Source organism: Sandaracinus amylolyticus, assembly GCF_021631985.1.
Taxonomy (GTDB): Bacteria; Myxococcota_A; Polyangia; order Polyangiales; family Sandaracinaceae; genus Sandaracinus; species Sandaracinus amylolyticus_A.
The window spans coordinates 1,354,381-1,379,456 of sequence record NZ_CP070225.1 but is presented as its reverse complement, the minus strand read 5'-3'; the positions used below and the strand labels follow the sequence as shown (position 1 = coordinate 1,379,456).

Annotated in this window: 22 protein-coding genes and 2 pseudogenes; 4 read left to right on the top strand and 20 right to left on the bottom strand. The window is 69.4% G+C overall.

Features of this window, described 5'->3' with window-relative positions; translation table 11 throughout:
- Positions 1-10: 10 nt before the first annotated feature.
- The 18 genes and pseudogenes from I5071_RS05670 to I5071_RS05585 form a co-directional block, all read right to left on the bottom strand.
- Positions 11-1,603, bottom strand: a complete 1,593-nt coding sequence (locus I5071_RS05670) for a 2Fe-2S iron-sulfur cluster-binding protein (RefSeq protein ID WP_236604360.1) — start codon at positions 1,601-1,603, stop codon at positions 11-13.
- Positions 1,604-1,650: 47 nt separating this feature from the next.
- A complete protein-coding gene (locus I5071_RS05665) occupies positions 1,651-2,868 on the bottom strand; it encodes an NADH-quinone oxidoreductase subunit D (protein ID WP_236604359.1) in 1,218 nt (405 codons plus the stop codon).
- A 5-nt stretch (positions 2,869-2,873) separates the two neighbouring features.
- Positions 2,874-3,557, bottom strand: a complete 684-nt coding sequence (locus tag I5071_RS05660; RefSeq protein ID WP_236604358.1) for an NADH-quinone oxidoreductase subunit C — start codon at positions 3,555-3,557, stop codon at positions 2,874-2,876.
- Between the two features lie 213 nt (positions 3,558-3,770).
- Positions 3,771-4,220 (bottom strand): annotated as a pseudogene (locus tag I5071_RS05655) (NADH-quinone oxidoreductase subunit B); the annotation flags it as partial.
- 2 nt (positions 4,221-4,222) lie between these two features.
- The gene (locus tag I5071_RS05650) at positions 4,223-4,552 is read right to left on the bottom strand and encodes an NADH-quinone oxidoreductase subunit A (protein WP_236604357.1); all 330 of its coding nucleotides are present in this window, start codon (positions 4,550-4,552) and stop codon (positions 4,223-4,225) included.
- 280 nt (positions 4,553-4,832) lie between these two features.
- Complete coding sequence (locus I5071_RS05645) at positions 4,833-6,233, bottom strand: 4-hydroxyphenylacetate 3-hydroxylase family protein (RefSeq protein ID WP_236604356.1); 1,401 nt, start codon at positions 6,231-6,233, stop codon at positions 4,833-4,835.
- A 33-nt stretch (positions 6,234-6,266) separates the two neighbouring features.
- On the bottom strand, positions 6,267-6,752 hold the full coding sequence (locus I5071_RS05640) for a PaaI family thioesterase (RefSeq protein ID WP_236604355.1): 486 nt from the start codon (positions 6,750-6,752) through the stop codon (positions 6,267-6,269).
- Between the two features lie 21 nt (positions 6,753-6,773).
- On the bottom strand, positions 6,774-7,907 hold the full coding sequence (locus tag I5071_RS05635) for an RCC1 domain-containing protein (RefSeq protein ID WP_236604354.1): 1,134 nt from the start codon (positions 7,905-7,907) through the stop codon (positions 6,774-6,776).
- Between the two features lie 72 nt (positions 7,908-7,979).
- Positions 7,980-9,608 carry a hypothetical protein gene (locus I5071_RS05630; RefSeq protein ID WP_236604353.1) on the bottom strand — a complete coding sequence of 543 codons (1,629 nt, stop codon included), beginning with the start codon at positions 9,606-9,608 and terminating at the stop codon, positions 7,980-7,982.
- 150 nt (positions 9,609-9,758) lie between these two features.
- Entirely contained in the window at positions 9,759-12,014 is a 2,256-nt protein-coding gene (locus I5071_RS05625) for a bifunctional salicylyl-CoA 5-hydroxylase/oxidoreductase (protein ID WP_236604352.1), read from the bottom strand.
- Between the two features lie 115 nt (positions 12,015-12,129).
- On the bottom strand, positions 12,130-13,716 hold the full coding sequence (locus I5071_RS05620; RefSeq protein ID WP_236604351.1) for an OmpP1/FadL family transporter: 1,587 nt from the start codon (positions 13,714-13,716) through the stop codon (positions 12,130-12,132).
- Positions 13,717-13,872: 156 nt separating this feature from the next.
- The gene (gene dnaB, locus I5071_RS05615) at positions 13,873-15,312 is read right to left on the bottom strand and encodes a replicative DNA helicase (RefSeq protein ID WP_236604350.1); all 1,440 of its coding nucleotides are present in this window, start codon (positions 15,310-15,312) and stop codon (positions 13,873-13,875) included.
- Between the two features lie 123 nt (positions 15,313-15,435).
- Entirely contained in the window at positions 15,436-15,879 is a 444-nt protein-coding gene (rplI, locus tag I5071_RS05610; protein ID WP_236607624.1) for a 50S ribosomal protein L9, read from the bottom strand.
- A 15-nt stretch (positions 15,880-15,894) separates the two neighbouring features.
- Complete coding sequence (gene rpsR, locus I5071_RS05605) at positions 15,895-16,227, bottom strand: 30S ribosomal protein S18 (RefSeq protein WP_419249625.1); 333 nt, start codon at positions 16,225-16,227, stop codon at positions 15,895-15,897.
- A gap of 29 nt (positions 16,228-16,256) precedes the next feature.
- The gene (rpsF, locus tag I5071_RS05600; protein WP_236604349.1) at positions 16,257-16,799 is read right to left on the bottom strand and encodes a 30S ribosomal protein S6; all 543 of its coding nucleotides are present in this window, start codon (positions 16,797-16,799) and stop codon (positions 16,257-16,259) included.
- Between the two features lie 114 nt (positions 16,800-16,913).
- Positions 16,914-17,498 (bottom strand): aminoacyl-tRNA hydrolase, encoded by a 585-nt coding sequence (pth, locus tag I5071_RS05595; protein ID WP_236604348.1) that lies wholly within the window; start codon positions 17,496-17,498, stop codon positions 16,914-16,916.
- Between the two features lie 44 nt (positions 17,499-17,542).
- Positions 17,543-18,205, bottom strand: coding sequence for a 50S ribosomal protein L25 (locus I5071_RS05590; RefSeq protein ID WP_268921215.1), 663 nt, complete (start codon positions 18,203-18,205; stop codon positions 17,543-17,545).
- An 86-nt stretch (positions 18,206-18,291) separates the two neighbouring features.
- On the bottom strand, positions 18,292-19,233 hold the full coding sequence (locus tag I5071_RS05585) for a ribose-phosphate pyrophosphokinase (RefSeq protein WP_236604346.1): 942 nt from the start codon (positions 19,231-19,233) through the stop codon (positions 18,292-18,294).
- A 257-nt stretch (positions 19,234-19,490) separates the two neighbouring features.
- Between I5071_RS05585 and I5071_RS05580 the strand changes: the two genes are divergently transcribed.
- The 3 genes from I5071_RS05580 to I5071_RS05570 all read left to right on the top strand — a co-directional run bounded on the left by I5071_RS05580 (position 19,491) and on the right by I5071_RS05570 (position 22,809).
- On the top strand, positions 19,491-20,708 hold the full coding sequence (locus I5071_RS05580) for a heparan-alpha-glucosaminide N-acetyltransferase domain-containing protein (RefSeq protein WP_236604345.1): 1,218 nt from the start codon (positions 19,491-19,493) through the stop codon (positions 20,706-20,708).
- Positions 20,709-20,970: 262 nt separating this feature from the next.
- Positions 20,971-21,855, top strand: a complete 885-nt coding sequence (locus I5071_RS05575; protein ID WP_236604344.1) for a helix-turn-helix domain-containing protein — start codon at positions 20,971-20,973, stop codon at positions 21,853-21,855.
- A 105-nt stretch (positions 21,856-21,960) separates the two neighbouring features.
- Positions 21,961-22,809 (top strand): NUDIX hydrolase, encoded by an 849-nt coding sequence (locus I5071_RS05570; protein ID WP_236604343.1) that lies wholly within the window; start codon positions 21,961-21,963, stop codon positions 22,807-22,809.
- Here I5071_RS05570 and I5071_RS05565 read toward each other — a convergent pair.
- A pseudogene (locus I5071_RS05565) lies at positions 22,810-23,649 on the bottom strand (SDR family oxidoreductase); the annotation flags it as partial.
- Between the two features lie 34 nt (positions 23,650-23,683).
- Positions 23,684-24,349 (bottom strand): bifunctional phosphoribosyl-AMP cyclohydrolase/phosphoribosyl-ATP diphosphatase HisIE, encoded by a 666-nt coding sequence (gene hisIE, locus I5071_RS05560; RefSeq protein WP_236604341.1) that lies wholly within the window; start codon positions 24,347-24,349, stop codon positions 23,684-23,686.
- Positions 24,350-24,471: 122 nt separating this feature from the next.
- On the opposite strand from hisIE, the gene I5071_RS05555 reads away from it, so the two are divergent.
- A complete protein-coding gene (locus I5071_RS05555; protein ID WP_236604340.1) occupies positions 24,472-25,062 on the top strand; it encodes a hypothetical protein in 591 nt (196 codons plus the stop codon).
- Positions 25,063-25,076 lie beyond the last annotated feature (14 nt).

The window sequence follows — 25,076 nt, the reverse complement described above, 5'->3', positions numbered from 1 at the left end:
CGTCGTCCCCTCAGCTCGCCGCCGCGACAGCGGACGTCGTCGCGGGCATCGCCGCGCGCACCTCGGGCAGCTTCGCGAACGCGATCTCACGTCCGACGCGCTTGCCGATCTCGATCAGCGTCTCCCAGGCGCTCTTGATCCCGAGCGGCGCGTTCACCGCGCGCTGGAACTGCTGCGCCATGCCCTTCGCGTTCACGAAGGTGCCGCTCGCCTCGGCGGTCGTCGCCACCGGCACCACCACCGTCGCGACCTGCGTGAGCGGGCCGATGTTCGACGAGAGGTTCACGTGCGGCACGTTCGCGAGATTCGCGAGCTGCTCCACGCTCTCCCCCGCCGCCCATCCGAGCGAGAGGATCGCGTCGATCTTGCCCGCCGCGATGTCCGCCGCGAGATCCGCAGTGCTGCGAAGCTCGCCGCCGGCCACCGCCGTCGCGCCCGCGCGGTTCGGGTTCGGGTCGGGATGACGCAGGATCGCGTCGCCCTTCCACCCGCCGGGCACGCTCTCGGGCGAGAGCGCCGCGAGGTAGAGCGCGGTGCCGCCGAGGTGCTCGCGCCCGAGCTTGCCGAGCACGAAGTTGTCCTCGTTGGTGTGCTGCGCGCTGAACACCACCGCGAGGCGCTGCGACTTCTCGAGCACCTTCGAGGCCGCCTCGATCGAGACGTCGCGCGGCACCTCGACGACGCGGCCTTCCTGACGAACGCGCCCGGTGAGGATGCGATCCTCGTGGAAGCGCTTGTACGTCATCATGCCCGCGTCGCACATCCAGAACTTGTTCACCTCTTCGTTGTCGCGCGGGCGAAGGCGATAGACGCGCTGGTAACGAGGATCGTAGTCGACCCACGTGTTGCAGCCCGTCGCGCAGCCGTTGCAGACACCGGGCGCGCTGCGCAGGAACCAGACGCGCGCCTTGAAGCGGAAGTCCTTGCTCGTCAGCGCGCCGACCGGACAGACGTGCTCGGTCATCAGCGTGTACGCGTGATCGAGCTCGCGACCGGGCGAGACGCAGATCTCGTTCTTGTTGCCGCGCTCGCGCATGTCGAGCACGTGGTCGCCCACGACCTCGTCGCAGAAGCGGATGCAGCGCGTGCACATGATGCAGCGCTCGGCGTCGTAGACGATGGTCGGACCGAAGCGCACCGCCTTCGGCTTGTGCACCGGCTCGGTGTCCTTGCGCTTCAGCTTCTTCTGGTGCGCGAGCCAGTAGTCCTGGAGCTTGCACTCACCGGCCTGATCGCAGATCGGGCAGTCGACCGGGTGATTGAGCAGGAGGAACTCCTGCACCGACGCCTGCGCCTTCTCGACCGCCGCGCCCTTGCTGACGACCTCCATGCCCTCCGTCACTTCCATCTGACAGGCGGGCTGGAGCTTGTTCTTCGTCGTCTCGACGTAGTCCTTCTTCTTCTCGTCCCACGCGAGGATCGGCAGCGCCATCGGGCGCGCGCTCTTGATCTCGACGAGGCACATGCGGCAGTTGGCCGCGATCGAGAGACCGGGGTGCCAGCAGTAGTGCGGGATCTCGACTCCCTTCTTCCACGCAGCCCGGATGATCGTGTCTCCGGGCTCGAAGGGAATCTCCTGACCATCGAGCTTGAACGTCGGCATCGCGCTCCCGAAGGGAAGGAAATCTGGTCGTCAGCGACTCGCGCTCGTCAGCGGTCGCACTCGCCGCCGATCATGTTGATCGAGCCGAAGGTGGGCACGATGTCCGCCACCATGTCGCCGATCAGCATCTCGCGGCACGCCTGCAGGTTGTAGAAGCACGGCGGGCGGCAGCGCACGCGATAGGGCGTGCCCGAGCCGTCGCTCACGATGAAGAAGCCCATCTCGCCGTTGCCGCCCTCGGTGAACCCGTAGGCCTCACCGGCCGGCACCTTGATGCCCTCCATCACGATCTTGAAGTGCGCGATGGTCGCCTCGATCGTGTTGTACACGTCGAGCTTCTCGGGCAGCACGAAGCGCGGGTCGTCGGCGTTGATCGGACCCTTGTCCGGCATCTTGTCGAGACACTGCTCGATGATCTTCATCGACTGACGCACTTCCTCGAAGCGCACCATGAATCGATCGTAGTTGTCGCCGTCGTGGCCGACCGGAACGTCGAAGTCGACGGCGTTGTAGAACATGTACGGGTGCGCCTTGCGCACGTCGTAGTCGACGCCGGTCGAGCGCAGCACCGGGCCGGTCACGCCCCACGCGAGCGCGCGCTCCTTGCTCAGCTTCCCGATGCCCTGGGTGCGATCGAGGAAGATGCGGTTCTTGAGCAGCAGCGACTCGGTCTCGAGGAGCACCTCGTCGACCTGCGGCAGCACCGCGCGGACGCTCTCCTTGAAGTGCGGCGTCGGCTCCTTCGCCATGCCGCCGATGCGGCCGAAGGAGTGGGTCATGCGCGCGCCGGTCTCCTGCTCGAGCACGTCCCAGAGCCAGTCGCGCACCTTGATGCACCACAGGAAGGGCGTGAACGCGCCGAGCTCCATCGCCGACGCGCTGTTGCACGTGAGGTGATCGGTGATGCGCGAGATCTCGCCGAGGATCATCCGGTACCAGGTGCAGCGCTCCGGCACCTTGAGCCCGGCGAGCTTCTCCACCGCGAGCGAGAAGCCCACGTTGCAGAGCATCGGCGAGACGTAGTTGAGGCGATCCGCGTAGGGGAAGACCTGCGTCCAGTTGCCGCGCTCGCAGCTCTTCTCGAAGCCGCGGTGCAGGTAGCCCGGCTGGATGTCGAGATCCATCACCGTCTCGCCGTCGAGCTCGAGCACCATGCGGATGGTGCCGTGCATCGCGGGGTGCGACGGGCCCATGTTGATCCGCATGGGCTCGGCGGGCAGCTCGAGCGTGCCCTCGTGCTCCTCGTCTTCGTAGAAGGGCTCCATCTACATCACTCCGTCGCGGTACGGGCCGCTTCGTCGTCGAGGTCGGTGTACTCGGTGCCCCTGCTGAGCGCGGGGCGCTGGCCCTGCTGCTCGCCGATGGCGGGCGAGACCTGGAAGTCGCTGCCCTCGATGCGCGCCTGCCAGTCGATGCGCGACCACGGCTGGCCCTCGTCGGCGCCGAAGGGCGGCAGCTTGTCGATGTCCTCCACGTCGCGGTAGGGCACCAGCGGCTGCGTCTTCTCGATCGGGTAGTCCTTGCGGAGCGGGTGCCCGACGAACTCTTCGTACAGCAGGATGCGGCGCGGATCGGGGTGGCCCTCGAAGACCACGCCGAACATGTCCCACGCCTCGCGCTCGCCCCAGTTCGCGCCGATCCACACCGGCACGAGCGACGGGACGCTGCCGCCCTCGTCGACGCGCGTCTTGAGCCGCACGCGGTGCTTCTTCGCGAGCGAGCGCACGAAGACGAGCACGTCGAAGCGCGGCAGGTCCTCGCGCATCGGGTAGTCGACGCACGTGACGTCGACGAAGTGGTTCATCTCGCACTCGGGATCGTCGCGCAGGAACGTCGCGACCTCGAGCCAGTCCTTCGGCGCGACCACGGCCTCGTCGTCGCCGAAATTGCTGCTCGTCGCGAGGATGCGGTCACCGAACTGCGCCTTCAGGCGCTCGAGCACCTTCTTGCTCATCGCAGCTCAGCCCTTCTTCTCGCCGCGCTCGATGCGCACGGCCTCGCCGGGGCGATCCTCGATCAGATCCGCGGTCAGCTGCGCGAGCGGGTTGCCGCCGGCGCGCTCGGCCTCGAGCTTGCGCTGGCCGTAGTAGACCGCGGTGCCCTTCTTCCGCAGCTGCGCCATCTCGGGCACCTCGCGCGGCGGGACGACGAGCGGACCGCGCGTGCCCGACTGGATCTTCTGCTGGAGCAGCATGAGGCCGTCGAGCACGGCCTCGGGGCGCGGCGGGCAGCCCGGCACGTACACGTCGACCGGGATGAGCTTGTCGATGCCCGGAACGGTCGTGTAGTTGTCGTAGAAGCCACCGCACGACGCGCACGTGCCGAAGGCGATCACGTACTTCGGATCGGCCATCTGCTCGTAGATGCGCTTCAGCGCGGGGGCCTGGCGCTGCACGATCGTGCCGACGACCCAGAGCAGGTCCGCCTGGCGCGGCGAGAAGCGCGGCGCCTCGGCGCCGAATCGCGCGAGGCCGTCGTAGCGCGGGCCGTTCAGCGACATGAACTCCATGCCGCAGCACGCGGTGACGAACGGATACTGGAACAGCGACCACTTCCTCGCCCACGCGAGGAGATCGTCCAGCTTCGTCGTGACGAAGCCGGCGTCGCCGCCTCCCATCACTACCTTTCCCATTCGAGCGCTCCCTTCTTCCACGCGTAGACGAGGGTCACGCCGAGGACGAGGAGGAAGAGCAGCATCTCCACGAGCCCGAACCAGCCGAGCTCGCGGAACTGAGCCGCCCACGGATACAGGAACACCGCCTCGATGTCGAAGACGACGAAGAGGATGGCGGTGAGATAGAACTTGACGCTGAGCCGTACGTGCTGTGCGCCGGTGGTCGCAGAGCCCGATTCGTAGGGGATCAGCTTCTCGGGCGTCGGGTTCTTCCTGCCCAGCGTCGATGCCAGGATGAACAGCAACGACGGGATCGCGATCGCGATCGCGAGCATCAGGAAGACGGGGAAGTAGACCTCGAACATGGGCTCGGTGCCTTTTTCCGGGGAAGGGGGCGAGGTCGGAGGCCGCCTGATCGAGCAGGCCCTTGCAGCCGTGGGTACGGCCGAGCGGTCTCAGCCGGCGAAAGGCGCACGACGCCCTTCGGGGATGGGAGGCCGGCGCCGGTTCTAGGCTACCGGCAACGTGGTGTCAACGCTGGGAAAGCCCGCGAAAACGCGAGCGCACACGGGCCCTGCGCGAGCGGCGGATCAGAACGTGCGTAGGGCCCGGCGATCACTCGTCGAGGCCGGCGAGCTTGCGCGCGGCGCGCATCTTTTCGTCCCAATCGGTGCGGCGCTCGATCACCACCCGTTGGGCCTGGGGCGATCCCGCGCCGTGCATGCACTCGATGCGCAGCGGGACCGCGCCCGAGCCGTAGCTCATCCATTCGACCAGGCGCAGCAGCTTCGCGCGATCGCGATCGCCCATCACGTGCCGGAGCTTGGGCCCGAGCTCGGGGTGATCGAGATCGGCGATCGAGGGCATCGTCGCGAGCAGGCCGCCCGCGAGATCCTCGGCGAGCCGGACGATCTCGTAGGGCAGCTGGGTGACGTGGTGCTTGCAGACGTTCGCGAGCACCGGGTCGACCTGGTGGATCCCCGAGCGGTGTTTGGTCGCCTTGGTCGAGGCGGCGAGGCCGAGCGCGTGGATGGTCTCGGTGAGGTGGACCATCTCGGTCAGCTTGTCGCGTACGTGCGACGCGTCGCGCACGCCGTTCTTCTTCGCGAGCAGCGCGGTCGCGCCGACGAGCACGTCGAGGTTGCCCGGTTTGCACCCGCCGTAGCTCGCGCGGTGGAACCCCGCGAACGCCTCGAGCAGCTCGTTGCAGGCCTCGAGATCGCCGTCGATGAAGACGCGCTCGCGCGGGACGAACACGTCCTCGAAGAGCACGACGCACTCCTGGCCGCCGTAGCGCGCGTTGCCCGCGTCGGGACCGCCGCGTCGCTCGTCGCTGGGCTGGCGGCCGAGCACCATCGAGACGCCCGGCGCATCGACGGGGATCGCGCACGCGATCGCGAAGTCTTCTTCTCCGGCGCGGAGCGACTGGCCGGGCATCACCAGGATCTCGTGCGCGTTCGCCGCGCCGGTCTGGTGGATCTTCGCGCCGCGGATCACGAGGCCGACCGCGCTGCGACCGACGACGCGCAGGAACGAGTCGGGCTGCTCGGTCGGGCGCTTGCTGCGATCGCCCTTGGGATCGGTCATCGCGCCGTCGAGCGTCAGATCCTCGCGCTGCACGTTCGCGAGCCAGCGCACGAAGCGGTCGTGCCCCGCGCGGCCGTGGGTCGCGAGGTACGTCGCGTTGAGGCCGTCCATCCCGACGCAGCGCTGGAAGCAGGTGCCGGTGAGGCGCCCGAGGATTCGTTGGAGCTCCAACTTCTTCCGCAGGTCCTCGTCGCTCGTGAAGAGGTGCGTGAAGCGGTTCACGCGCGCGTCGACGAGCTTGGAGTGCGGCGTGGCGAGATCGCGGATCGTCGGGTCGGGATCGTGCGCGAGCGCGTAGGTCGCAGCGACCGTGTTGATCGCGGGCCGCACCTTCGGGTGGCGCGTGGGATCGGGAACGCGCTGGCCGTCCACCCAGAGGACGAGCTTCCGCGCCCGCAGCGACTCGACGTACTGCTCGGCGGTCTTCATGACGCGACAGTGTTCACTGTCAGCCTCTGCCGCTCAACGACAGAAGCGCTTCCAAGCGTCGGGAATGGGACCGCCCAACATGCGCTCGGCGCCGCCCTGGTCGAGGACGACGAACCGGAAGCTGCCGGTGAACGCGTCGGCTCCGTCCTGGACGATGCGCACCGCGACGTCGACGATGCGGCGCGCGTCGCGGGTGATGATCGAGCGGCCCTCGAGCGGGACGCCGATGCGCACCGCCTTGTGCAGCTTCGCGTCGAACGACGCGGTGAAGCCGAACTTGCCGAGCAGGCCGATCAGGGCCCACGCGGCGACCTCGTCGGCGAGGGTCGAGACGAGCCCACCGTGCATGATCCCGGGCGGGCCCTGGTAGCGATCACCGGGCGTGAACCGGGTGACGATCTCGTCGCCCTCGCGCGCGAACGTGAGGTGGAAGCCGTAGGGATGGTCGGGCCCGCAGCCGAAGCAGGGCTGACCGGGCCCGAAGAGATGTCCGTCGAGGGGCGGCAGAGGAGTGCTCATCGCGCGCGCAGCATGACGCGCTCAGAGCGGATCGGGCACGCGGGTCTGGCCCTCGGCGTCGTGGCCCCAGCAGTGCACCTCGTTGGCCTCGTCGAGCGCGCACGAGTGACGGCCACCGCTCACGACCTCCACGAAGCGTCCGGGCGGGACCACGTGCTGCCCTTCGACGTCACGGCCCCAGCACACCACCGAGGCATCGCTCGCGCGGATCCCGCACGCGTGGAGCTGGCCCACGCTGATCGCGGTGAGCGCTTCGGTCGGCGCGCCCGACGCCAGCCCCGCCGAGCACGCAACGGTGCCGTCGGCGCGGAGCCCGCACACGTCGTAGGTGCCCGCGCCGATCGACTCGAACGCGCCGGTGGGCGGCGTCGGCGGCTGCACGGGCGCCGAGCTGCTGCCCCAGCAGCGGATCGTGCCGTCGCTCGCGCGGAGGCCGCACCCCCACTCGACGCCGAAGGCGTAGTCGGCGAACGCCTCGTCGGTGGGCGGCTCGTCGCTGGCGCTGACGGGGCCCCAGCAGCGCAACGTGCCGTCGGCGCGCACGCCGCACATCCCGCGGTTGCGCCCGTAGAGGCGCGTGAAGGTCTCGCCCAGCGGGGCCGAGATCGGATCGGGGTTGCCCCAGCACGCGACGGTGTGGTCGGGCCGGCGCGCGCAGAGACGGTGGTCGTTGTGGAACCCGCGGATCTCGACGAAGCGCCCGCCAGGGACGAGGACGATGCCGGCCCAGCCCCAGCAGCGCAGCGTGCCGTCACCGCGCGTCGCGCACGAGCCGCTCGCGGTGGCGCCGAGGTGCATCGGGGCGTCGATCGGGAGCGTCACGCTGGTGCCGTCGTCGCACGTGAGGGTCGCCGAGCCGTCGCCGTGGTCGGCGAGCGTGCAGCCGGTTCCGTCGATGCCCGACGGGACGGTCACGCTCGTGCCGTCGTCGCAGGTGATGACCGCGCCGGCCTCGGTCTCCTCGACGGTGCACCCGCTCGAGGTCCCGTCCATGCCGGGCATGCCCGCGGGGCCGGGACGGACGGTGGCGCTGGTCCCGTCGGGGCAGCTGATGACCGCGGTGCCGTCGGGCTCGTTCACGACGGTGCACGAGCCCGAGTCGCCCGAGCAGGAGGAAATCACGAGGGCGAGGAGCAGGAGTGTCGCGTGTCGCATCGCGCGGAACGTATCCGTTCGGCGCGTCGCGCGTCTACGGCCGCCGGAACGATCCGCTGCCTCTGGAACCGCTCACGGCGTGCGCCCGAGGGCGCGATACCCGAGATAACGCGGGAACGCGCGGCCCGACTGGTTCCACTGCTTGGGGCGACCGACGTACATCGCCTCGACGCCGTGATCGGCGAATTCGTCGCCCACGTCGAGCCACGCAGCGTCGCCGGTGAGCACGTACGCCGCGCCGAAGACGTGCACGATCAGCAGGTTCAGATCGGCGGTGCCCGAGTCGTCGTACGCGTCCGAGCTGCAGCCCCACAGATAGCGGAACGCGACTCCGTCGCTCGTGACCGCGTCGTCGCGCAGCCACTCGGCCGCGCCGCGCACCACGTCCGCGATGCGCGCATCGCCGGTGAGCGCGTGCGCGTCCATGAGCCCGTCGATCAAGAGCGACGTCATGAACGGCGAGCCACCCGCGGGGCCCTCGCTGCACTCCTCGGGATCGGGGCGCACGAGATCGTGCTCGAACGCGCCGCTCGTGCCCTCGCTCTGCCAGTCGACCGCTTCGTCGATCAGCGAGACGAGAGCAGCGCGCACCTCGTCGCGCGGATCGAGCGCGTAGTACGAGGCCACGCCGATGATCGTCCACGCGAGGTTGCGCTCGGTGACGCGCAGGCTGTTCTCGCGACCACCGCGCTGCGCAGGAAGGCTGCGCACGAACGCTTCGCCCATCGCGATGACCGCTTCGCGCGCTGCGGGATCGCCGGTGAGCAGGTAGTCGTCGAGCATGCCCTGACCGGTCATGCGCCGCATGACGCCCCAGTCGAGCTTCTGCGAGGGCGTCCAGCCGTCGGGCTGACAGACCTGCACCGCCATCTCGCGTCCCGAGATCCACTCGAGCTCGTTGTCGCGGTACCAGGTGCTCTCGAGGCGCGCGCGTCGATGCCGCGCTGCGTCCGCGCCGCGCACGAAGCGCTGCCAGAGCGCGTGCGGACCGTCGTAGTAGGTGCGGTGCGCGTTGGTGCCGCTGCAGCTCACGCCGTAGGTCTCGTAGCCGGGCGACATCGAGACGAGCCGTGACTCGAGCTCGGTGTCGAACGCCTCGAAGCGATCGTTCGTGTCGATCGCGAGGTGCGGACCGCTCACGCGCGAGCGCCCGTAGTACGCGGCATCGAGCGTCGCCGCGACGGGGCCATCGGGCGCAGGTGCGATCGCGGAAGGTGCAGTGCGGGTGCGCGGCGCGCCGTACTCGATCGTCCAGCGCTCTTCGGCGTTCGCGGCGAGCGTCGTGCGGAACGCGACGAGCACGCTGCGGATCGATCCATCGAGGGGCCAGCGCGCGAGCTCCGCGACGTGGACCTCGCGCTCGGTGTCGCTCGCATCGATCAGACGAACGAGCGCCGCATCGCGCAGCACACCGGGCGCGAACGGAACGCCGAGCGAGACCACCGCGTCGGCGGCCGCGCCACGATCGGCGCGCAGCGTGAGCGCGATCTCGCCGGTGGTCGCGACCGGGCCTCCGTCGATCGGCGACGTGCTCGCGTCGACCTGCGCGTCCTCGCCGCTCGGTCGTGCGCCGTCGCGAGGTGGCTCTCCTCCGTCGCGAGGCGTGCCAGCGTCGCCGTCCATCGCGACCTCGCCGGTGCATCCCGCCAGCGCGATCAGCGCGATCGCCCAGCTCGCCCTTCCCTGCCCTCGTGTGCGCATCGAGCCGCGCGTCGTGCACTCCGCGTACCGATCCCGTGCTCCGCGCATCCGCGCACGATGACGGCGGGATCGACCCCACATGGCGGTTGGATCCGACACGTCTCACGAGTCGGCCGCACGGCCACGCGCGCGGGCGCGCCCGCGAGATGGTCAAGCGGGCTTGACGTTCTTCGGGATCGCGGTCTTCGCGGTGCGGTACTGGTCCGGCCAGCGCACGCCCTCGTATCCCTGCGCCGCCGCTGCGTGCAGCGTGAAGTACGGATCGTAGAGGTGAGGCCGCGCGAGGGCGCAGAGATCGGCGCGTCCCGCGAGCAGGATCGAGTTCACCTGATCGAAGTCCTGGATGTTGCCCACCGCGATCGTGGGGATCCCGAGCTCGTTGCGGATGCGATCGCTGAACGGCGTCTGGTACGCGCGACCGTAGACCGGCTTCGCGAGGGTCGACGTCTGTCCGGTGCTCACGTCGATCACGTCGCAGCCGCGCTCCTTCAGCACGCGCGAGAGCGCGACCGCGTCGTCGCCGTCGAACGCGTCGGGCACCCAGTCGGTCGCCGAGATGCGCACCGACATCGGCTTGTCGCTCGGCCACGCGGCACGCACGGCGTCGAAGACCTCGAGCGGGAAGCGCATGCGGTTCTCGAGCGAGCCGCCGTACGCATCGGTGCGCTGGTTCGAGAGCGGCGAGAGGAACGACGAGAGCAGGTACCCGTGCGCCATGTGGAGCTCGAGCAGATCGAAGCCCGCCGCGTGCGCGTTCTTCGCGCCGCGCACGTGCGCCTCGATCACCGCGTCCATGTCGGCGCGCGTCATCGGTCGCGGCGTCTGGCTCTTCGTGTCGTCGTAGGGGACGGGCGAGGGCGCGATCAGCTCCCAGTTGCCGTCGTCGAGCGGCTCGTCCTCGCCGAGCCAGAGCAGCTTCGTCGAGCCCTTTCGTCCCGCATGCGCGAGCTGCAGACCGATCTTCGCGGCGCTGAAGCGATGCACGAAGTCGACGACGCGCTTCCATCGCGCGACGTGCTCGTCGCTCCAGATGCCCGCGCAGCCCGGCGTGATGCGCCCCTCGGGCGACACGTCGGTCATCTCGGTCATCACGAGCCCTGCGCCGCCGATCGCGCGCGAGCCGAGGTGCACGAGGTGCCAGTCGTCGGGCAGCCCGTCCTCCGCGCTGTACTGGCACATCGGCGAGACCACGATGCGGTTCGGCAGCGTCAGCCCGCGCAGCGTGAGCGGCGTGAACATCGGAGGCGGCGTTCCGTCACCGACCCCGGCGCGACGCGCGAACCAACGATCGGCTTCTGCGACCCACGCGGGATCGCGCATCGCGAGGTTCGAGTGCGTGATGCGTCGCGAGCGCGTGAGCAGCGAGAACGCGAGCTGCATCGGCTCGAGCGCAGCGTGATGGCGCTTCGCCTGCTCGAACCACTCGAGGCTCTGCTGCGCTGCGGTCTGGATGCGACCGACCGTCGGACGCTGCTCGTCCTCGTAGCTCGAGAGCGCGCGAGAGAGGTCGCCCGGATGCGCCGCGATCGCACGAGCGAGCACGATCGCGTCCTCCATCGCCATCTTCGTTCCCGAGCCGATCGAGAAGTGCGCGGTGTGCGCGGCGTCGCCGAGGATCGCGACGTTCTCGTGCACCCAGCGCTCGTTCTTCACGGTCGTGAACTGGATCCACTGCGAGCGATTCGGCAGCAATGGATGCCCGCCGAGATCCTCGGCGAACACGCGCTCGCAGTACGCGATCGTCTGCTGCTCGCTCGCGCCCTCGAGCCCGGCGCGACGCCAGCTCTCCTCGTCGGTCTCGACGATCACCGTCGAGTGCTCGCCGTCGAACTGGTACGCGTGGATCTGGAAGAGCCCGTGCTCGTTCTCGCGGAAGCTGAACGTGAACGCGGGAAAGCGCTGCGTGCTCCCGAGCCAGACGTAGCGCGCCTTGCGCACGTCGAACGTCGGACGGAACGCGTGCTCCCAGCGCTTGCGCACGAGCGAGCGCAGCCCATCGGCGCCGACGAGCAGATCGCAGTCGCGCCGGAGCGCGTCGACGTCGGTGACCTCCGTGCTGAAGCGCAGCTCGACACCGAGCGCTCGCGCGCGCTCCTGCAGTCGCATCAGGAGACGCTTGCGCGCGATGCCGACGAAGCCGTGCCCGTGGCTGCGGATCGTCTCGCCCTTCACGCGGATGTCGAGCGCGTCCCATCGCGCGAAGTCGCGCGCGAACGATGCGTACGTCTCGGGGTCGGCCTCCTCGATGTTCGAGAGCGTCTCGTCGGAGAAGACGACTCCCCATCCGAACGTGTCGTCGGGCGCGTTGCGCTCGATCACCTCCACGTGGTGCGAGGCGTCGTGCTTCTTGAGGAGGATCGCGAGATAGAGACCGGCCGGACCGCCGCCGAGGATTCGAACGCGCACGAAGGGACGATATCCGCGCGCGTCTCCTTTCCTCCACTCGTGCTGTGAGCGAAAGCGAGCACGCCCGCGCGATCTCACACGAGATCACGCGGGCGCGCGGCCGCTCACGAATCGATCACTCGAAGTGGTACGTGGCGCCCACCGAGAGGACGTTGAACTCCGCGGTGTAGGTGCCGTTGTTCGTCACCGCGCCGTAGCCCTGCGGATAGCAGCCCACGTCGACGACCGGATTGTTCGGGTCGTAGGTGCCCGAGCCGGCGCACACACCATCGGAGTTGTTCGCGCTGACCGCGCGGAAGTTGCCGTCGGTGATCGTCGTGTCGAGCTGGAAGATGTGCGCGTACGCGATCGAGATGTCGAAGCGCTCGATGCGGAACGTCGCGCCGACGTGCAGGCCGAAGCGATAGCCGCTCAGGAAGTCCTGGATCTGATAGCGCGACTGCGTGATCGGGATCTCGGTGTGGAAGCCCGCGCGCGCCGCGACCGCGCCCGGGATGATGTTCCAGTCGCCGCCGAGACGGATGCCGAGCACGTCGCCCCATCCGTGCGGGATCGGCTGCACCGCGGGCACCGGCACCACCGTGCCGCCCGCGACGACCGACGAGCCCGAGGGCAGGTTCACGACGAAGTCGCCGACCTGCGAGTTGAGCTCGTAGACGACGTCGAGCTCGATGTCGAAGTTCTCCGAGTACATCGCGTCGTCGACGACGTTGCGCATCGCCGCCTCGAACCCGCCCTCCCAGCTGCGCGGACGAATGCGATCCGCGTAGCGCATCGCGAGCTGGAACTGCCACGGCTGTCCCGCGCGCAGCGTCACGTTGTCGATGCGCGTCGTGGTCGGCATCCACGTCGGATCGTTCGAGAAGTAGCTCGTGGTGAGGTTCAGGTGACCGCTCGCCTCGGTCGCCCCGCCGATCGCGTCCGAGATGCGGCCGCTCACCATGATGTCGAAGTTCGGGTGCGGCTGGAGGTGCACCGAGAGGATCCCGGCGGGCACGAACCAGTCGAACACGCTGAGCTCGGTGCGGATGTCGCCGAAGGGATCTTCGGGCGAGCCGCCGACTCCCGCGCTCGTGAAGTTCATGAAGTGGACGTTCGCGACGCCCCACTGGAACGTGAAGCCGATGCGGATGAAGTCCGCAGGACGCCAGCCCACGCCGATGCTCGGGTGCGCGAGCAGCACGTCCTGCTGCGCGAGGCCGTAGCGCACCGGGCTCGGGCGCAGGCCGTTCGCGGTGTCGACCGTGCCGAAGCGACGATCACCGGTGTTGCCCCACGTCGCGTTGCCGATGCCGCTCGGCGCGATGATGCCGAACGCGATGCCGAGCTCGGGCAGCAGGCGGATGCTCCCGAGGACCCACGGGACCGGCTGCGGATAGCCGCTGTTGCACACGGTCGGCATCTCGTCGTCGAGCCAGGCGTCCTCGTTGCCCGAGGGCCCGTCGAAGAGGTTCGCGCCGCCGGTACGGCCCGCCGCGATCGCGCTCGCGTAGGTGCCGGGACGATCGACGCACGCATCCCAGAACGCCACGTGCACGTTCGCGAGCACCTGCGAGTCCGGCAGGTCCGCGAGCATCGCGGGGTTGTAGTAGAGCGCGAGCGGATCGTCGGCGCGCGCCGCCCAGGCGCCACCGCGCCCGAGCTGGCGCGTGCCGTGCGCCGCGAATTCGAACCCTCCCGCCGAAGCGCCCGCTGGGATCATCAGCACGAGCGCGCACAACAAAATCGAACACGACGCGCGAAGAAAGGACATCCCGCTCTCCCCTTCCGAGCTTCCCCGAGGCGCGCGAGCATAACCGCGCGATTCAGTTGCTTTGAAGGGGGTGATTGTCGCGATCGCGACATTCGTGTTCGCGCGCTATTCGTCGCCGCCGCCGTCGTAGTCCTCGAACTCACCCTCGGCGAGGTTCTCGAAGCGGGTGAACTCGTGGAAGAAGCGACAGCGCACGATGCCGGTCGGGCCCGCGCGCTGCTTGCCGACGATGATCTCCGCGAGGCCGCGCAGCTGCGCGCGCTCTTCGTCCTTCGCGTACACCTCGGGCCGGTACACGAACATGATCACGTCCGCGTCCTGCTCGATGGCGCCCGACTCGCGCAGGTCGGCGAGCTGAGGGCGCTTGTCCTTGCCGGGGCGCGTCTCGACGCCGCGGTTGAGCTGCGAGAGCGCGATCACCGGGCAGTCGAGCTCTTTGCTCAGGCCCTTCAGCGATCGGCTGATCTCGCTGATCTCCTGCTCGCGCGAGTCGTTCTTCACGCCCGAGCGCATCAGCTGGAGGTAGTCGATGACGATCATCCCGAGCTTGCCGTGGTTCTCGGACTTCAGTCGGCGCGCCTTGCCGCGCAGCTGCATCAGCGTGATCGCGGGCGTGTCGTCGATGAAGAACGGCATCTCGGTGAGCGGGCCCGCGGTGCCCGCGAGGCGCGCCCAGTCCTCGCGGCTCAGCATGCCGGTGCGCATGCGACCGCCGTCGACCTTCGCCTCGCTGCACAGCAGACGACGGACGAGCTCTTCTTTGCGCATCTCGAGCGAGAACACCGCGATCGGCACGCCGCGCTGCTGACACGCCGCGATCGCGACGTTCAGCGCGAACGCGGTCTTGCCCATGCCGGGGCGGCCCGCGATGATGATCAGCTCGCCGCCCTTGAGGCCCGCCGTCATCTCGTCGAGCTTGTGGAGCCCGGTGGGCAGACCCGTGATCGCTTCCTTGCGACGCGCGGCTTCCTGCACCTGCTCGAAGGTGCGCAGCACGACGTCCTTGATGTGCTCGTAGGGCGCCGAGCCGTGCTGTTTGCCGACCTCGAAGACGCGCTTCTCGGCCTGATCGAGGTACTCCGCGGGCTCGCCGTAGTCGCCGTATCCCTGCGCCGCGATCTCGTGGCACGCGGTGATGAGCCGGCGCACCGTCGCCTTCTCGCGAACGATCTGCGAGTAGTGCTCGATGTTCGCGACGGTCGGGATCGTGTTCGTGAGCCCGAGCAGGTGCTCGTCGCCGCCCGCCTTCTGGTGCTGACCGCGATCGACCAACCACGCGCGCAGCGTGACCGTGTCGACCGGCTGACCGCGCCGGAAGAGCTCGCACATCGCGTCGAACACCAGCCCGTTCGCGCGCGAGTAGAAGTCGTCGCCGCTCAGGATCTGGGTGACCGTGTTGAGCGCGCTGTTCTCGAGCAGCACGCCGCCGAGCACGGCGCGCTCGGCCTCGAGCGAGTGTGGAGGAACACGTCCTCCGGCTGCGCCCGAGTCACCTCGCGAGAAGCTGCGCTCCCCGCTGCCCGCCTCGTCGAACATCGCCGTCATGCAGGACCGCCGAGATTCGCGGCGGTGAGTCCGCGAAGCAGCAAACACTAAGCGACGAAGCCGACGACCGCATCCGCGATCGTCGGCTTCCTCATTTCACGCGCACTGACGCGCGCGTTCGGCTCACGCCTTGACGACGCTCACCTTGATGGTGGCCGTGACGTCGTAGCCGAGCTTGATGGCCACGTCGTGGTCGCCGATGGTCTTGATGTTGTCGGCGAGGACGATCTTCTTGCGATCGACCTTCTGGCCCTTCTTCTCGAGCGCCTCGGCGATGTCCTTGGTGCCGACCGAGCCGAAGAGCTTGTCGCCCTCGCCTGCCTGCACCGCGATCTCGACCTTGATGCCCGAGAGCGTCTTCGAGACGGCCTCCGCGTCGCCCCTCAGCTTCGCGGCACGCGCCGTCGCGACGGCCTTCTCGTGCTCGATCTGCGCGATGTTGCCGCGCGTGGCGAGCGCGGCGAGGCCACGCGGAAGGAGGTAGTTGCGCGCGTAGCCGGGGCGCACGCGCACCAGCTCACCGCTCTTGCCCAGGTTCTCGACGTCGTCCTTCAGGACGACCTGGATGTGCGCGGCCATGGCTCACTTCACTCCGGTGTACGGGAGCAGCGAGATCTTGCGCGCGAGCTTGATCGCGCGCGTGAGGTCGCGCTGCTGCTTGGCCGAGAGACCGCTGATGCGACGGGGCACGATCTTGCCGCGCTCCGTGATGAAGTGCTTCAGCGTCTGCGGGTCCTTGTAGTCGAACGAGAAGTCGGGATCCGCGGTGAACGCGGGCGCGCGCTTGCGGCCCGCGCGACGGCGCAGCCCGAGCGGATCGTCCGAACCACCACGCCCCGGCGGCGGCTGGCTGCCACCGTCGTCACGACCACCACGACGATCGTCGTCCATCATCGGACGTGCATAGAACTTCATGTCTCAGCGCTCCTTTCGTCCGATGCGGATCACTTCTCGTCCGTGCTGTCCGGGGCGGCCGCAGCGCCCGGCACCACGTCGTCCTCGTCGCTCATGTCGAGGAAGTCTTCCTCTTCGCGCTCACGCGGCTTCTGCGTGAGGCCGAGGCGCTCCTCGAAGCTCGGCTCCGGCTCTTCCTCGAGCGGCGCCGCCTCGATGCGCGAGAACTTCGCCTCTTCCGGATCGACGGTCACCTCGGCGAGGTCGAACACGCCCTCGCGGCGAACGGTCTGGAAGCGGATGACCGCGTCGGCGTTGCGCAGATTGCGCTCGAGCTCCGCGACGAGGTCGTTGAAGCCGATGTAGCGGACGTACACGAAGACGCCGCGCGAGCTCTTCTTGATCGGGTACGCGAGGCGACGGCGGCCCCACGAGTCGACCTTCGTGATCTTGCCGCCGAGGCGCGCGACGACCTCCTGGATACGGGTCGCGACCTTGTCGGCGTCGTCGGGATCGACGTTCGGCGTGAGGATGTAGACGAGCTCGTACTCGCGGGCGAGACGCTTGCTCGTCGCTGCTGCGGACTGCTGCATTCGGTGTGGGTTCCTCTCGGGCTGAGGCCCCGGGTCGTCGGCTTCGTGCTTCCGCCCGGAGCGAGGAAGACGGCGGGCGCACCATGCGCTCGCCGTCTCTTCACCGCGTTCCCGTCAGGCCTTCTCGGAAGGCGCCTTCGGGCGCGCGTTGAACTTGTTCTGGGCCGCTTGGGCCCCGTCCTTCACGACCGCTTCGGCCGCGAGGGTCGCTGCCTGTAGCACATCAGGAAGCTCGGCGCTCTCCATCGTGTCGAATTCGCCGAGCACCCACGATTCGGTGGATCCCTTGGGGGGCCTGCCGATCCCGATGCGCACCCGCGCGAAGTCGGGCCCGCCGCAGTGCTGCACGATCGACTTGAGGCCGTTGTGCCCCGCGGCGCCACCGCCGACCTTCACGCGCACGTCGCGGTACGCGAGGTCGAGCTCGTCGTGGATCACGAGCACCTCGGAGAGCGGCGTCTTGAAGAACGCCATCGCTTGCTGCAGCGACTCTCCGGACAGGTTCATGAACGTCAGGGGCTTGAGCAGCACGACGTCGCGTCCCGCGACCGTCGCCTTGCACCACTCGCCCTTGAACTTCTCCTTGAAGGGCCCCGCCGACGCGCGATCGGCGAGCCGATCGACGACCATGAAGCCGACGTTGTGCCGGGTGTTCCGGTACTTCGGCCCGGGATTCCCGAGCCCGACGATCAGCCACATCGGCGGAGCCTTCGAGGAGGTGAAGGATCAGGCGGCGCGCCCGATCACTTCTTCTTCTTGTCGTCCTTCGCGGGCGCAGCCTTGGCCGCCGCTGCAGGAGCCGCAGCCGCCGCGGCGGGCGCGCCACCCTCGGCGCCCTCCTCCGGAAGCTCCTTCTCCTTGCTCTCGATCGACGCGACGACGCGCTCGGCCGGGAAGTCGATGCGGACGCCCGCGGGCATCGCGACTTCCTTCACGCGGTACGACTGCGCGGTGTCGAGCGCCGACACGTCGATCTCGATGCTCGCCGGGATCTTGTCGGGCGCGCCCACGACCGGCAGGTCGCGGTAGACGACGCGGAGCTTGCCGCCCTTCTGCACGCCGACCGCGCGGCCGGTCGTGGTGAAGGGAACGCGCGCGCGGACCTCACGGTCCTTCGAGACGGCGTAGAAGTCGGCGTGCAGCAGCTCGCGCGTGACCGGCTCGACCTCGAGGTCCCGGACGAGCGTCAGCTCCTTCTTGCCAGCGATGTCCAGCTCGACGAGCTGGTTCCGGCCGTACGCGCCGCTCAGCACCTTGGCGAGCGACTCGGGCGACACCGCGAGGTTCGTGGGGGTCTTGCCCGGTCCGTAGAACACCGCCGGGATCAGCCCCTTCATACGGAGCTGACGCGCCGGCCCCTTTCCGCTCGTATTGCGGACCTCAGCCTTCAGCGTCTGGGAATCCATGTCTCTTTCCTCGATCCGATGCGGCGGTGCGTGTCAGTTCTCGATCACGCCTCGCGCCGTCGCGCCACGAAGCGAATCGTTGGAGCTCAAACGAACAGAGAGCTCACGGAGTCGCTGTTGTGGATGCGCTTGATCGCCTCGCCGAGCAGGCGCGCGACCGAGAGCTGGGTGAACTTGCCCGAGGACTTCGCCTCTTCGCGCAGCGGGATCGTGTCGGTCACGACGACCTCTTCGATCACCGACTCCGCGATGCGCTTCACCGCGGGGCCCGAGAGCACGGGGTGCGTCGCGGTCGCGAAGATGCGCTTGGCGCCGCGCTCCTTGAGCGCAGCCGCGGCGTTCGTCAGCGTGCCCGCGGTGTCGATCATGTCGTCGACGATCACGCAGTCGTGCCCGTCGACGTCGCCGACGATGTTCATCACCTCGCTGACGTTCGCCTTCGCGCGACGCTTGTCGATGATCGCGAGGTCGCCCTTGAGGCGCTTCGCATAGGCGCGCGCGCGCTCGACACCGCCCGCGTCGGGCGAGACGAACACCGTGCCCTCGTTGAGGCGCGGGCGCAGGTAGTCGAGGAACACCGGCATCGAGTAGAGGTGATCGAAGGGCACGTTGAAGAAGCCCTGGATCTGGCCGGCGTGGAGGTCCATCGAGACCACGCGCGAGACGCCCGCGCTCGTGAGCAGGTCCGCGACGAGCTTCGCGGTGATCGGCGTGCGCGGCGCGACCTTCCGGTCCTGGCGCCCGTAGCCGTAGTAAGGAATGACCGCGGTGATGGAGCCCGCCGAGGCGCGCTTGAGCGCGTCGACCGTGACGAGCAGCTCCATGAGGTTGTCGTTCACCGGCGCGCAGGTCGGCTGGACGACGTAGACGTCGACGCCGCGCACGTTCTCCTGGATCTCGGAGAACACCTCACCGTCGGAGAAGTTCGAGATCTTCACCCGACCCACGGGGATCTGGAGGTAGTCGGCGATCGACTCGGCCAGCCTGGGGTTCGCATGACCGGAGAAGATGCAGATCGACTTGAACACCACCCGCCTCCACTGTCACGTTCCGCCGCGCTCGCGCACCCCGCAACGACCAGGGAGAGCACGCGAGAACGGCCGCGAGAACCAGGCCGCAATGCGATTGCCGTGCGGTCGGGGGCCCCGAAGGGTGGCGTGGGGTAGCAGAGGGCAAAACGAGTGTCAACGATCGCCCCGGCCCTGCTCTCGTGTCACGAAACGACGAGAATTCGATGAGTTCCGCGCCTGTTGTGAATGCGCCGACCAGAGCGCCGAGGATCGGTGTGGTCGACGCGGTGCGCGGCCTCGCGGTGCTCGCGATGATCGAGTGGCACACCGCCGACGCGTGGCTCTCCGCGAGCGCGCGCGAGCGCGGTGGCTTCGTGGCCGCGGAGCTGATCGGGGGTCTCGCCGCGCCGGCGTTCCTGCTGCTCGCCGGCGTCTCGAGCGCGCTCGCGTCGCCGCTCCAGCCCACCGCGGCGCAGACGTGGGCGGGCGTGCGCCGTGGGGTGCGCATCGCGCTCGCCGGGTACGCGCTCTCGCTCTACGCGTGGTGCGTCGATCGCGCGGCGGTGCTGCAGCTGCGGAACGTGCCGACCGCGGTCGCGATGGCGCTCGCCCTCGGGCTCTTCGCGCTCGCGATCGACGATCGGAAGCGCAGCACGCAGGTGCGCATCGGGCTCGCGCTCGCGGGTGTCGTCGCGGCGCGCTTCGTCGCGTCGCAGCTCGATCACGTCACGCGCGACGGCGCGTCGCTCTTGCCGCGGATCGACGTGCTGCACGGCATCGGCGCCGCGCTCGCGATCACGTCGCTCGCACTGCATGCGGTACGCGCGCTGCCGCTGCGCACGCGCGCATGGATCTTCGGTGCGGGCGCGGTCGCGGTCGCATCGCTCGCGTGGAGCGTGGCCGGCGTGCCGCAGCGCGTGATGCCGGATGCGATCGCCGACTGGATCGCGCGCGACGCGGTCCGTCCGCACGGGTTCCCGCTCTTCCCGTGGCTCGCGTACTCGCTGCTCGGTGCTGCGGTCGCGCTGCGCGTGCGCGCGACCGCGATGCGTCTCGATCACGCGTGGGCGATGCCGAACGTGTCGCGTCCTGCGCTCGTCGCCCTCGCTGCGCTCGTGATCGCCGCGCTCGCGTGGGAGCCGTGGCCCGTCTCTCGCGCGCTGCTCGCGGTCGCGCCCTCGCTGCGCAGCCTCGGGCGGCTCGTGTTCAACGCGTCGATGATCACTGCGGGCGCGGCGCTGATCGCGACGTTCGCGCCACGTGCGCTCGGGGCCACGCGCGCGCTCGCGCTCCTCGGCCGACACTCGCTGGTCGTGTACGCGGTGCACCTCGAATTCGCGTACGGCCTCGCCGGAATCCCGCTGCAGCGCACGCTCGGATTCGCTGCGTGGGCGCTCGGATTCGCGCTCCTCGTCGGCGCGATGCTCGCGCTCTCGCATGCGATCGAGCGCGCTCCGCGGCGTGATCTCACGCGTGTGCGCGCTGCTGCGTGAAGACTGAACGATGGTGCATCGCGCGACTTGCGGAGAGCCGCATCGTGTGGCTCCATCGTGACCCGCGCCATGGACCCGGCGGCCTATCGCACCACGCGGATCAGCCCGCGAACGACGCAGCGATCCCCGTCGGATCGGCATGACACACGACGCACACGTGTCGTCGGCACGCGCGTGCGCGCCACGGGGGATCGACCCGTGTGCGCGCGCGGATGAAGGACGGCCCGAGCGAACCTCGGGTCCTGGAGGAGTGGAAGCACCGATGTCGGCGAGCGTCACGCTGTTCACCGATCGTTCCTCGTTCGAGACCGCATGGAAGCCGGTGCTGGAAAGCCTCGGCCTCGGCGTCTCGACGGCACGACCGGAGCAGCTCCCAGAGCGCCTCGAGCGCGACTCCGCGATCGTCGTGGATGCCGCGGCGGGCGTGTACGACGAGGACGAGCTGCTCGCGCACCTCGGCCTCGCGCGCGCCGTGGGCGCGATGCCGGCGGTGATGCTGCCCCCGAACGACGCGATGTCGTCGGTGGACGATCTCGTCGACGATCTCTGCGTGGGGCTCGTGGCGCGCAGCGCCGACGACGTGCCGCGTGTGTCCGCGGTGCTCGCGCGTCGTGCGGGCGCGCGTCGCTCGCGCCGCTTCGAGTACCTCACGGTCTCGCCGCGCGGTGGTGAGCTGCTCGCGATCCTCGCCGATGGCTCGGCGATGCTCGTGCCGCGCCCCGCGCATCCGTCGGACGATCGCAGCGACGTCGCGTCGATCACGCTGACCGACGACGCGCATCGCGCTGCGCTCGAGCTCGTGAGCGGTGCGCAGTTCGAGCTCGCGGCGGACGACATCGTCGTGCGCGTGACCGGCGCGGCGACGAACGGAGCGCACGCGACGGGCTCGAGCAACGGTGCGGTGGTCGCGGTCGCGGTGAACGGCGGCGGGCTCGGCGAGATCGACGGGCAGCGCCTCGGCGCGCGCATCCGTGCGCTACGCCTCGCGGCGGGGCTCACGCAGGCGGAGCTCGCGCGCCGCACCGGGATCCACCGTCCGAACATCGCGCGCGTCGAAGCGGGACGGCACACGCCCTCGCTCGAGACGCTCGCGCGTCTCGCGGCCGCGATCGGCGTGCCCACGACGCGCGTGCTCACCGGCGACTGATCGGCGCGCGCATCGATCGAGCCCATCGAGGCCGGCCGCCGATGAGCGTGCCGGCCTCGCGCGTTTTCGTTGCGCCGCACGACGCGCGCACGCGTAAATAGCGCGATGCTCGACATCGATCCGCTTCGCGAAGGCCCGCCTCCTCGCGCCGCTGCGACCGTGATCCTCCTGCGCGATGCCCCCGACGGCCTCGAGGTGTTCCTCGTGCGTCGCACCAAGGGCGCGGCGTTCATGGGCGGCGCGTACGTCTTCCCGGGCGGCAAGCTCGACGACGCGGATCGCGCGCCTGCGCTGCTCGCGCGCGTGAGCGGTCTCGATGGCGAGAGCGCCGCGCGCACGCTCGACGAGCAGATCGATCCCGACCTCGCGCTCTCGCTCTTCGTCGCCGCGATGCGCGAGACGTTCGAGGAGTCCGGCGTGCTGCTCGCGACGAGCCCGCGCGCGATCGATCTGCCCGAGGCACGCGCGCGCATCGCGTCGGGTGTCGCGTTCGGCGCGCTCTGCGAGGACCTCGATCTCGCGCTCGACGCGAGCGCGATGGTGCCCTTCGCGCGCTGGGTCACGCCCGTCGTCGAGCAGCGTCGCTTCGATGCGCGCTTCTTCCTCGCGATCGCGCCGCCCGATCACGACGCGCGCCACGACGACGCGGAGACGATCACCTCGACGTGGCTGACGCCGCGCGCGGCGATCGACGCGCATCTCGCCGCGCGCATCGATCTGCCCCCGCCCACGCTGCGCACGCTCGAAGAGCTCGCGACGCATCGCGACGCGACGAGCGCGCTCGCGGCGGCCCGGGCGCGCAAGCCGCCGCTCGTGCGCCCGGTGTTCCGCGACCTCGGCGACGGCACGTGGATCCTCGCGCTGCCCGGCGATCCCGAGCACCCCGAGGCCCACGCGTCGCTGCCCGGCCCGACGCGCTTCACGCTGCGCGACGGCCGCTTCGTCTCGGGTTGATCAGCCCGCGATCTTCTCGCCGCCGTCGACGCGGATGACGTTGCCCGTCATCCAGCGCGTCGCCGGCATCGAGAGCGCGACGATGCACTGCGCGACGTCCTGCACCGTCGTGAGGCGCTTGCTCGGGTTCCGCGCGATCGCCTGCTGCTTCATCACGTCGCTGCCGGGGATCTTCGCGAGCGCCGGCGTGTCGGTCACGCCCGCTTCGATCGCGTTCGCGCTGATGCCGTGCGGCGCGAGCTCGATCGCGAGCTGACGAAGGTGCGACTCGAGCGCGCACTTCGCCGCGCTCACCGCGCCGTAGCCGCTCCACACCGTCGTGTTGCCCGCCGACGTCATGCCGTAGATGCGCGCGTCATCGCCGAAGAGCCCGCGACGCAGCGTGTCCTGCGTCCAGTACACGAGGCTGTGGGCCATGACGTCGAGCGTCATGTCCATGTTCGCCTTGTTGATGTTCGAGGCCGGATCCTCGGAGCCCGACCAGTACGGCTTCAGCGTCCCGAACGCGAGCGAGTGGAGCAGCACGCGGATCTTGCCGCCCTTCGCGTCGAGCTGTCGCTTGATCTCGTCGAGCGTCTCGTTGCGCTTCGTCTCGTCCGCCGCGTTGACGTTGAAGAAGAGCGCCTCGCGCCCCGCGTCCTGGATCGCGCGCTTGATCTCCTCGACGTGCGCCATGCCCGCGCGACGATCGAGGTGCACGCCGATGATGTTCATGCCCGCGCGCGCGAGCGCGATGCTCGTCGCCTCGCCGAACCCGCTCGAGGCACCGAGCACGAGTGCCCAGCCGTCGAGCGTGTAGAGGTGCGCGTCTTTCATGTTCGAGAGTCTCCTCGTGAAACGGGGCGGGCACCCTACTGCCGTGCCGGACGGAGGGTCAAGCCGAGCCCGTGCGCGCTCCGCGGCTCGCCTTCTCGTCGTGCCCCGAGGTGCCGAAGCGCTTCGCGAGCTCGGCGAGCACCGCGCGCAGCGGGACGCGCCGGTGCAGCAGACCGACCATCACGTGATAGAGCACGTCGGCCGCTTCACTGACGACGCGCTCGTCGCTCTCGCTCTCGATCGCGCGCGAGAGCTCGTCGGCTTCTTCGCGGATCTTCGCGACGATCTTCGGCGCGCCCTTCTCGAGCAGCGACTTCGTGTAGCTCTTGTCGCCGCTCGACTGCGCGCGCGCCTCGAGCGCGTCCTCGAGGCGCACCAGCATCGGCAGCGCGCGCCCTTCGACGCCGCCCAGCGCGCGATCGAAGAAGCAGCTCTGCGCGCCGGTGTGGCAGCTCGGCCCTTCGGGATCGACGAGGTACACGACCGCATCGCGATCGCAGTCGGCCCAGACCTCGTGCACGCGCAGCACGTGCCCGCTCGTCTCGCCCTTCTTCCACAACGCGCTGCGCGAGCGCGACCAGAAGTGCCCTTCGCCGCTCGCCATCGTCGCGCGGATGGCGTCCTCGTTCGCGTGCGCGAGCATCCTCACTTCGCCGGTGAGTCGATCCTGCACGACGACGGTGACGAGCCCCTTCGCGTCGTACGCGAGCGCGCTTGCATCCATGGGCCGCACGTAGCGCGCGCACGTGTCGGCGCAAGGGCGCGAGGTCCCCGATGAAGGTCGGTCGGCATTTGGCCATGCATGGGCCGTCGGCCTAGTCTCCGGGCCGAAGGAGGAGACGACGCATGACATCTCGCAGGAACGCGTGGCTCGTCGCGCTCGCGCTCGGCGTGGCGACGCTGGCGTCAGCGGCGCCCGCAGCCCGCGCCGATCATCGCATCGACCAACCGTTCACGGGCACGCGCCCGTTCCAGCTCGAGTTCCACGGCGGCCTCGCGTGGTACGGCTTCGGCTTCGCAGGCGGTGCGCGCTTCGGCATCCCCATCCTGCACAACGGCTTCGTTCCGTCGATCGACAACGCCGTCTACATCAACTTCGGCGGCGACTTCTATTTCGTCGACGACTGGGGCTGTTACCGCAACGATCCGGGAGATCCCTGCGCGGGCCACGAGTACCGCTTCGCGATGGGCTTCCCGGTCGCGCTGCACTGGGAGTTCTACTTCTCCGACACGTGGAGCGCGTTCGCGGAGCTGGGCTTCCAGGTGTACCTGCCGCCTTCGCTCTTCTATCGCGGCTACGTCGACTACGGCGATCACGTCGGCGCGTGGGTCATCGCGGCAGTGGGCGGGAGCCTGCACCTCGGCGACGTCGTCTCGCTCACGCTGCGCGTCGGCAATCCGTACATCTCGTTCGGCGTGACGCTGAACCTCGGCTGATCGCGCCGCGAGAA

Excerpts from the sequence above, each read along its gene's own strand:
- rpsF (WP_236604349.1), bottom strand. The coding sequence starts at position 16,799 with ATGCAGCAGTCCGCAGCAGCGACGAGCAAGCGTCTCGCCCGCGAGTAC.
- I5071_RS05650 (WP_236604357.1), bottom strand. The coding sequence starts at position 4,552 with ATGCTCGCGATCGCGATCGCGATCCCGTCGTTGCTGTTCATCCTGGCA.
- I5071_RS05590 (WP_268921215.1), bottom strand. The coding sequence starts at position 18,205 with ATGGATTCCCAGACGCTGAAGGCTGAGGTCCGCAATACGAGCGGAAAG.
- I5071_RS05660 (WP_236604358.1), bottom strand. The coding sequence starts at position 3,557 with ATGAGCAAGAAGGTGCTCGAGCGCCTGAAGGCGCAGTTCGGTGACCGC.
- I5071_RS05575 (WP_236604344.1), top strand. The coding sequence starts at position 20,971 with ATGTCGGCGAGCGTCACGCTGTTCACCGATCGTTCCTCGTTCGAGACC.
- hisIE (WP_236604341.1), bottom strand. The coding sequence starts at position 24,349 with ATGGATGCAAGCGCGCTCGCGTACGACGCGAAGGGGCTCGTCACCGTC.
- I5071_RS05555 (WP_236604340.1), top strand. The coding sequence starts at position 24,472 with ATGACATCTCGCAGGAACGCGTGGCTCGTCGCGCTCGCGCTCGGCGTG.
- dnaB (WP_236604350.1), bottom strand. The coding sequence starts at position 15,312 with ATGACGGCGATGTTCGACGAGGCGGGCAGCGGGGAGCGCAGCTTCTCG.
- I5071_RS05630 (WP_236604353.1), bottom strand. The coding sequence starts at position 9,608 with ATGCGCACACGAGGGCAGGGAAGGGCGAGCTGGGCGATCGCGCTGATC.
- rpsR (WP_419249625.1), bottom strand. The coding sequence starts at position 16,227 with ATGAAGTTCTATGCACGTCCGATGATGGACGACGATCGTCGTGGTGGT.
- I5071_RS05670 (WP_236604360.1), bottom strand. The coding sequence starts at position 1,603 with ATGCCGACGTTCAAGCTCGATGGTCAGGAGATTCCCTTCGAGCCCGGA.
- I5071_RS05635 (WP_236604354.1), bottom strand. The coding sequence starts at position 7,907 with ATGCGACACGCGACACTCCTGCTCCTCGCCCTCGTGATTTCCTCCTGC.
- I5071_RS05570 (WP_236604343.1), top strand. The coding sequence starts at position 21,961 with ATGCTCGACATCGATCCGCTTCGCGAAGGCCCGCCTCCTCGCGCCGCT.
- I5071_RS05645 (WP_236604356.1), bottom strand. The coding sequence starts at position 6,233 with ATGAAGACCGCCGAGCAGTACGTCGAGTCGCTGCGGGCGCGGAAGCTC.
- I5071_RS05640 (WP_236604355.1), bottom strand. The coding sequence starts at position 6,752 with ATGAGCACTCCTCTGCCGCCCCTCGACGGACATCTCTTCGGGCCCGGT.
- I5071_RS05665 (WP_236604359.1), bottom strand. The coding sequence starts at position 2,868 with ATGGAGCCCTTCTACGAAGACGAGGAGCACGAGGGCACGCTCGAGCTG.
- I5071_RS05620 (WP_236604351.1), bottom strand. The coding sequence starts at position 13,716 with ATGATCCCAGCGGGCGCTTCGGCGGGAGGGTTCGAATTCGCGGCGCAC.
- pth (WP_236604348.1), bottom strand. The coding sequence starts at position 17,498 with ATGTGGCTGATCGTCGGGCTCGGGAATCCCGGGCCGAAGTACCGGAAC.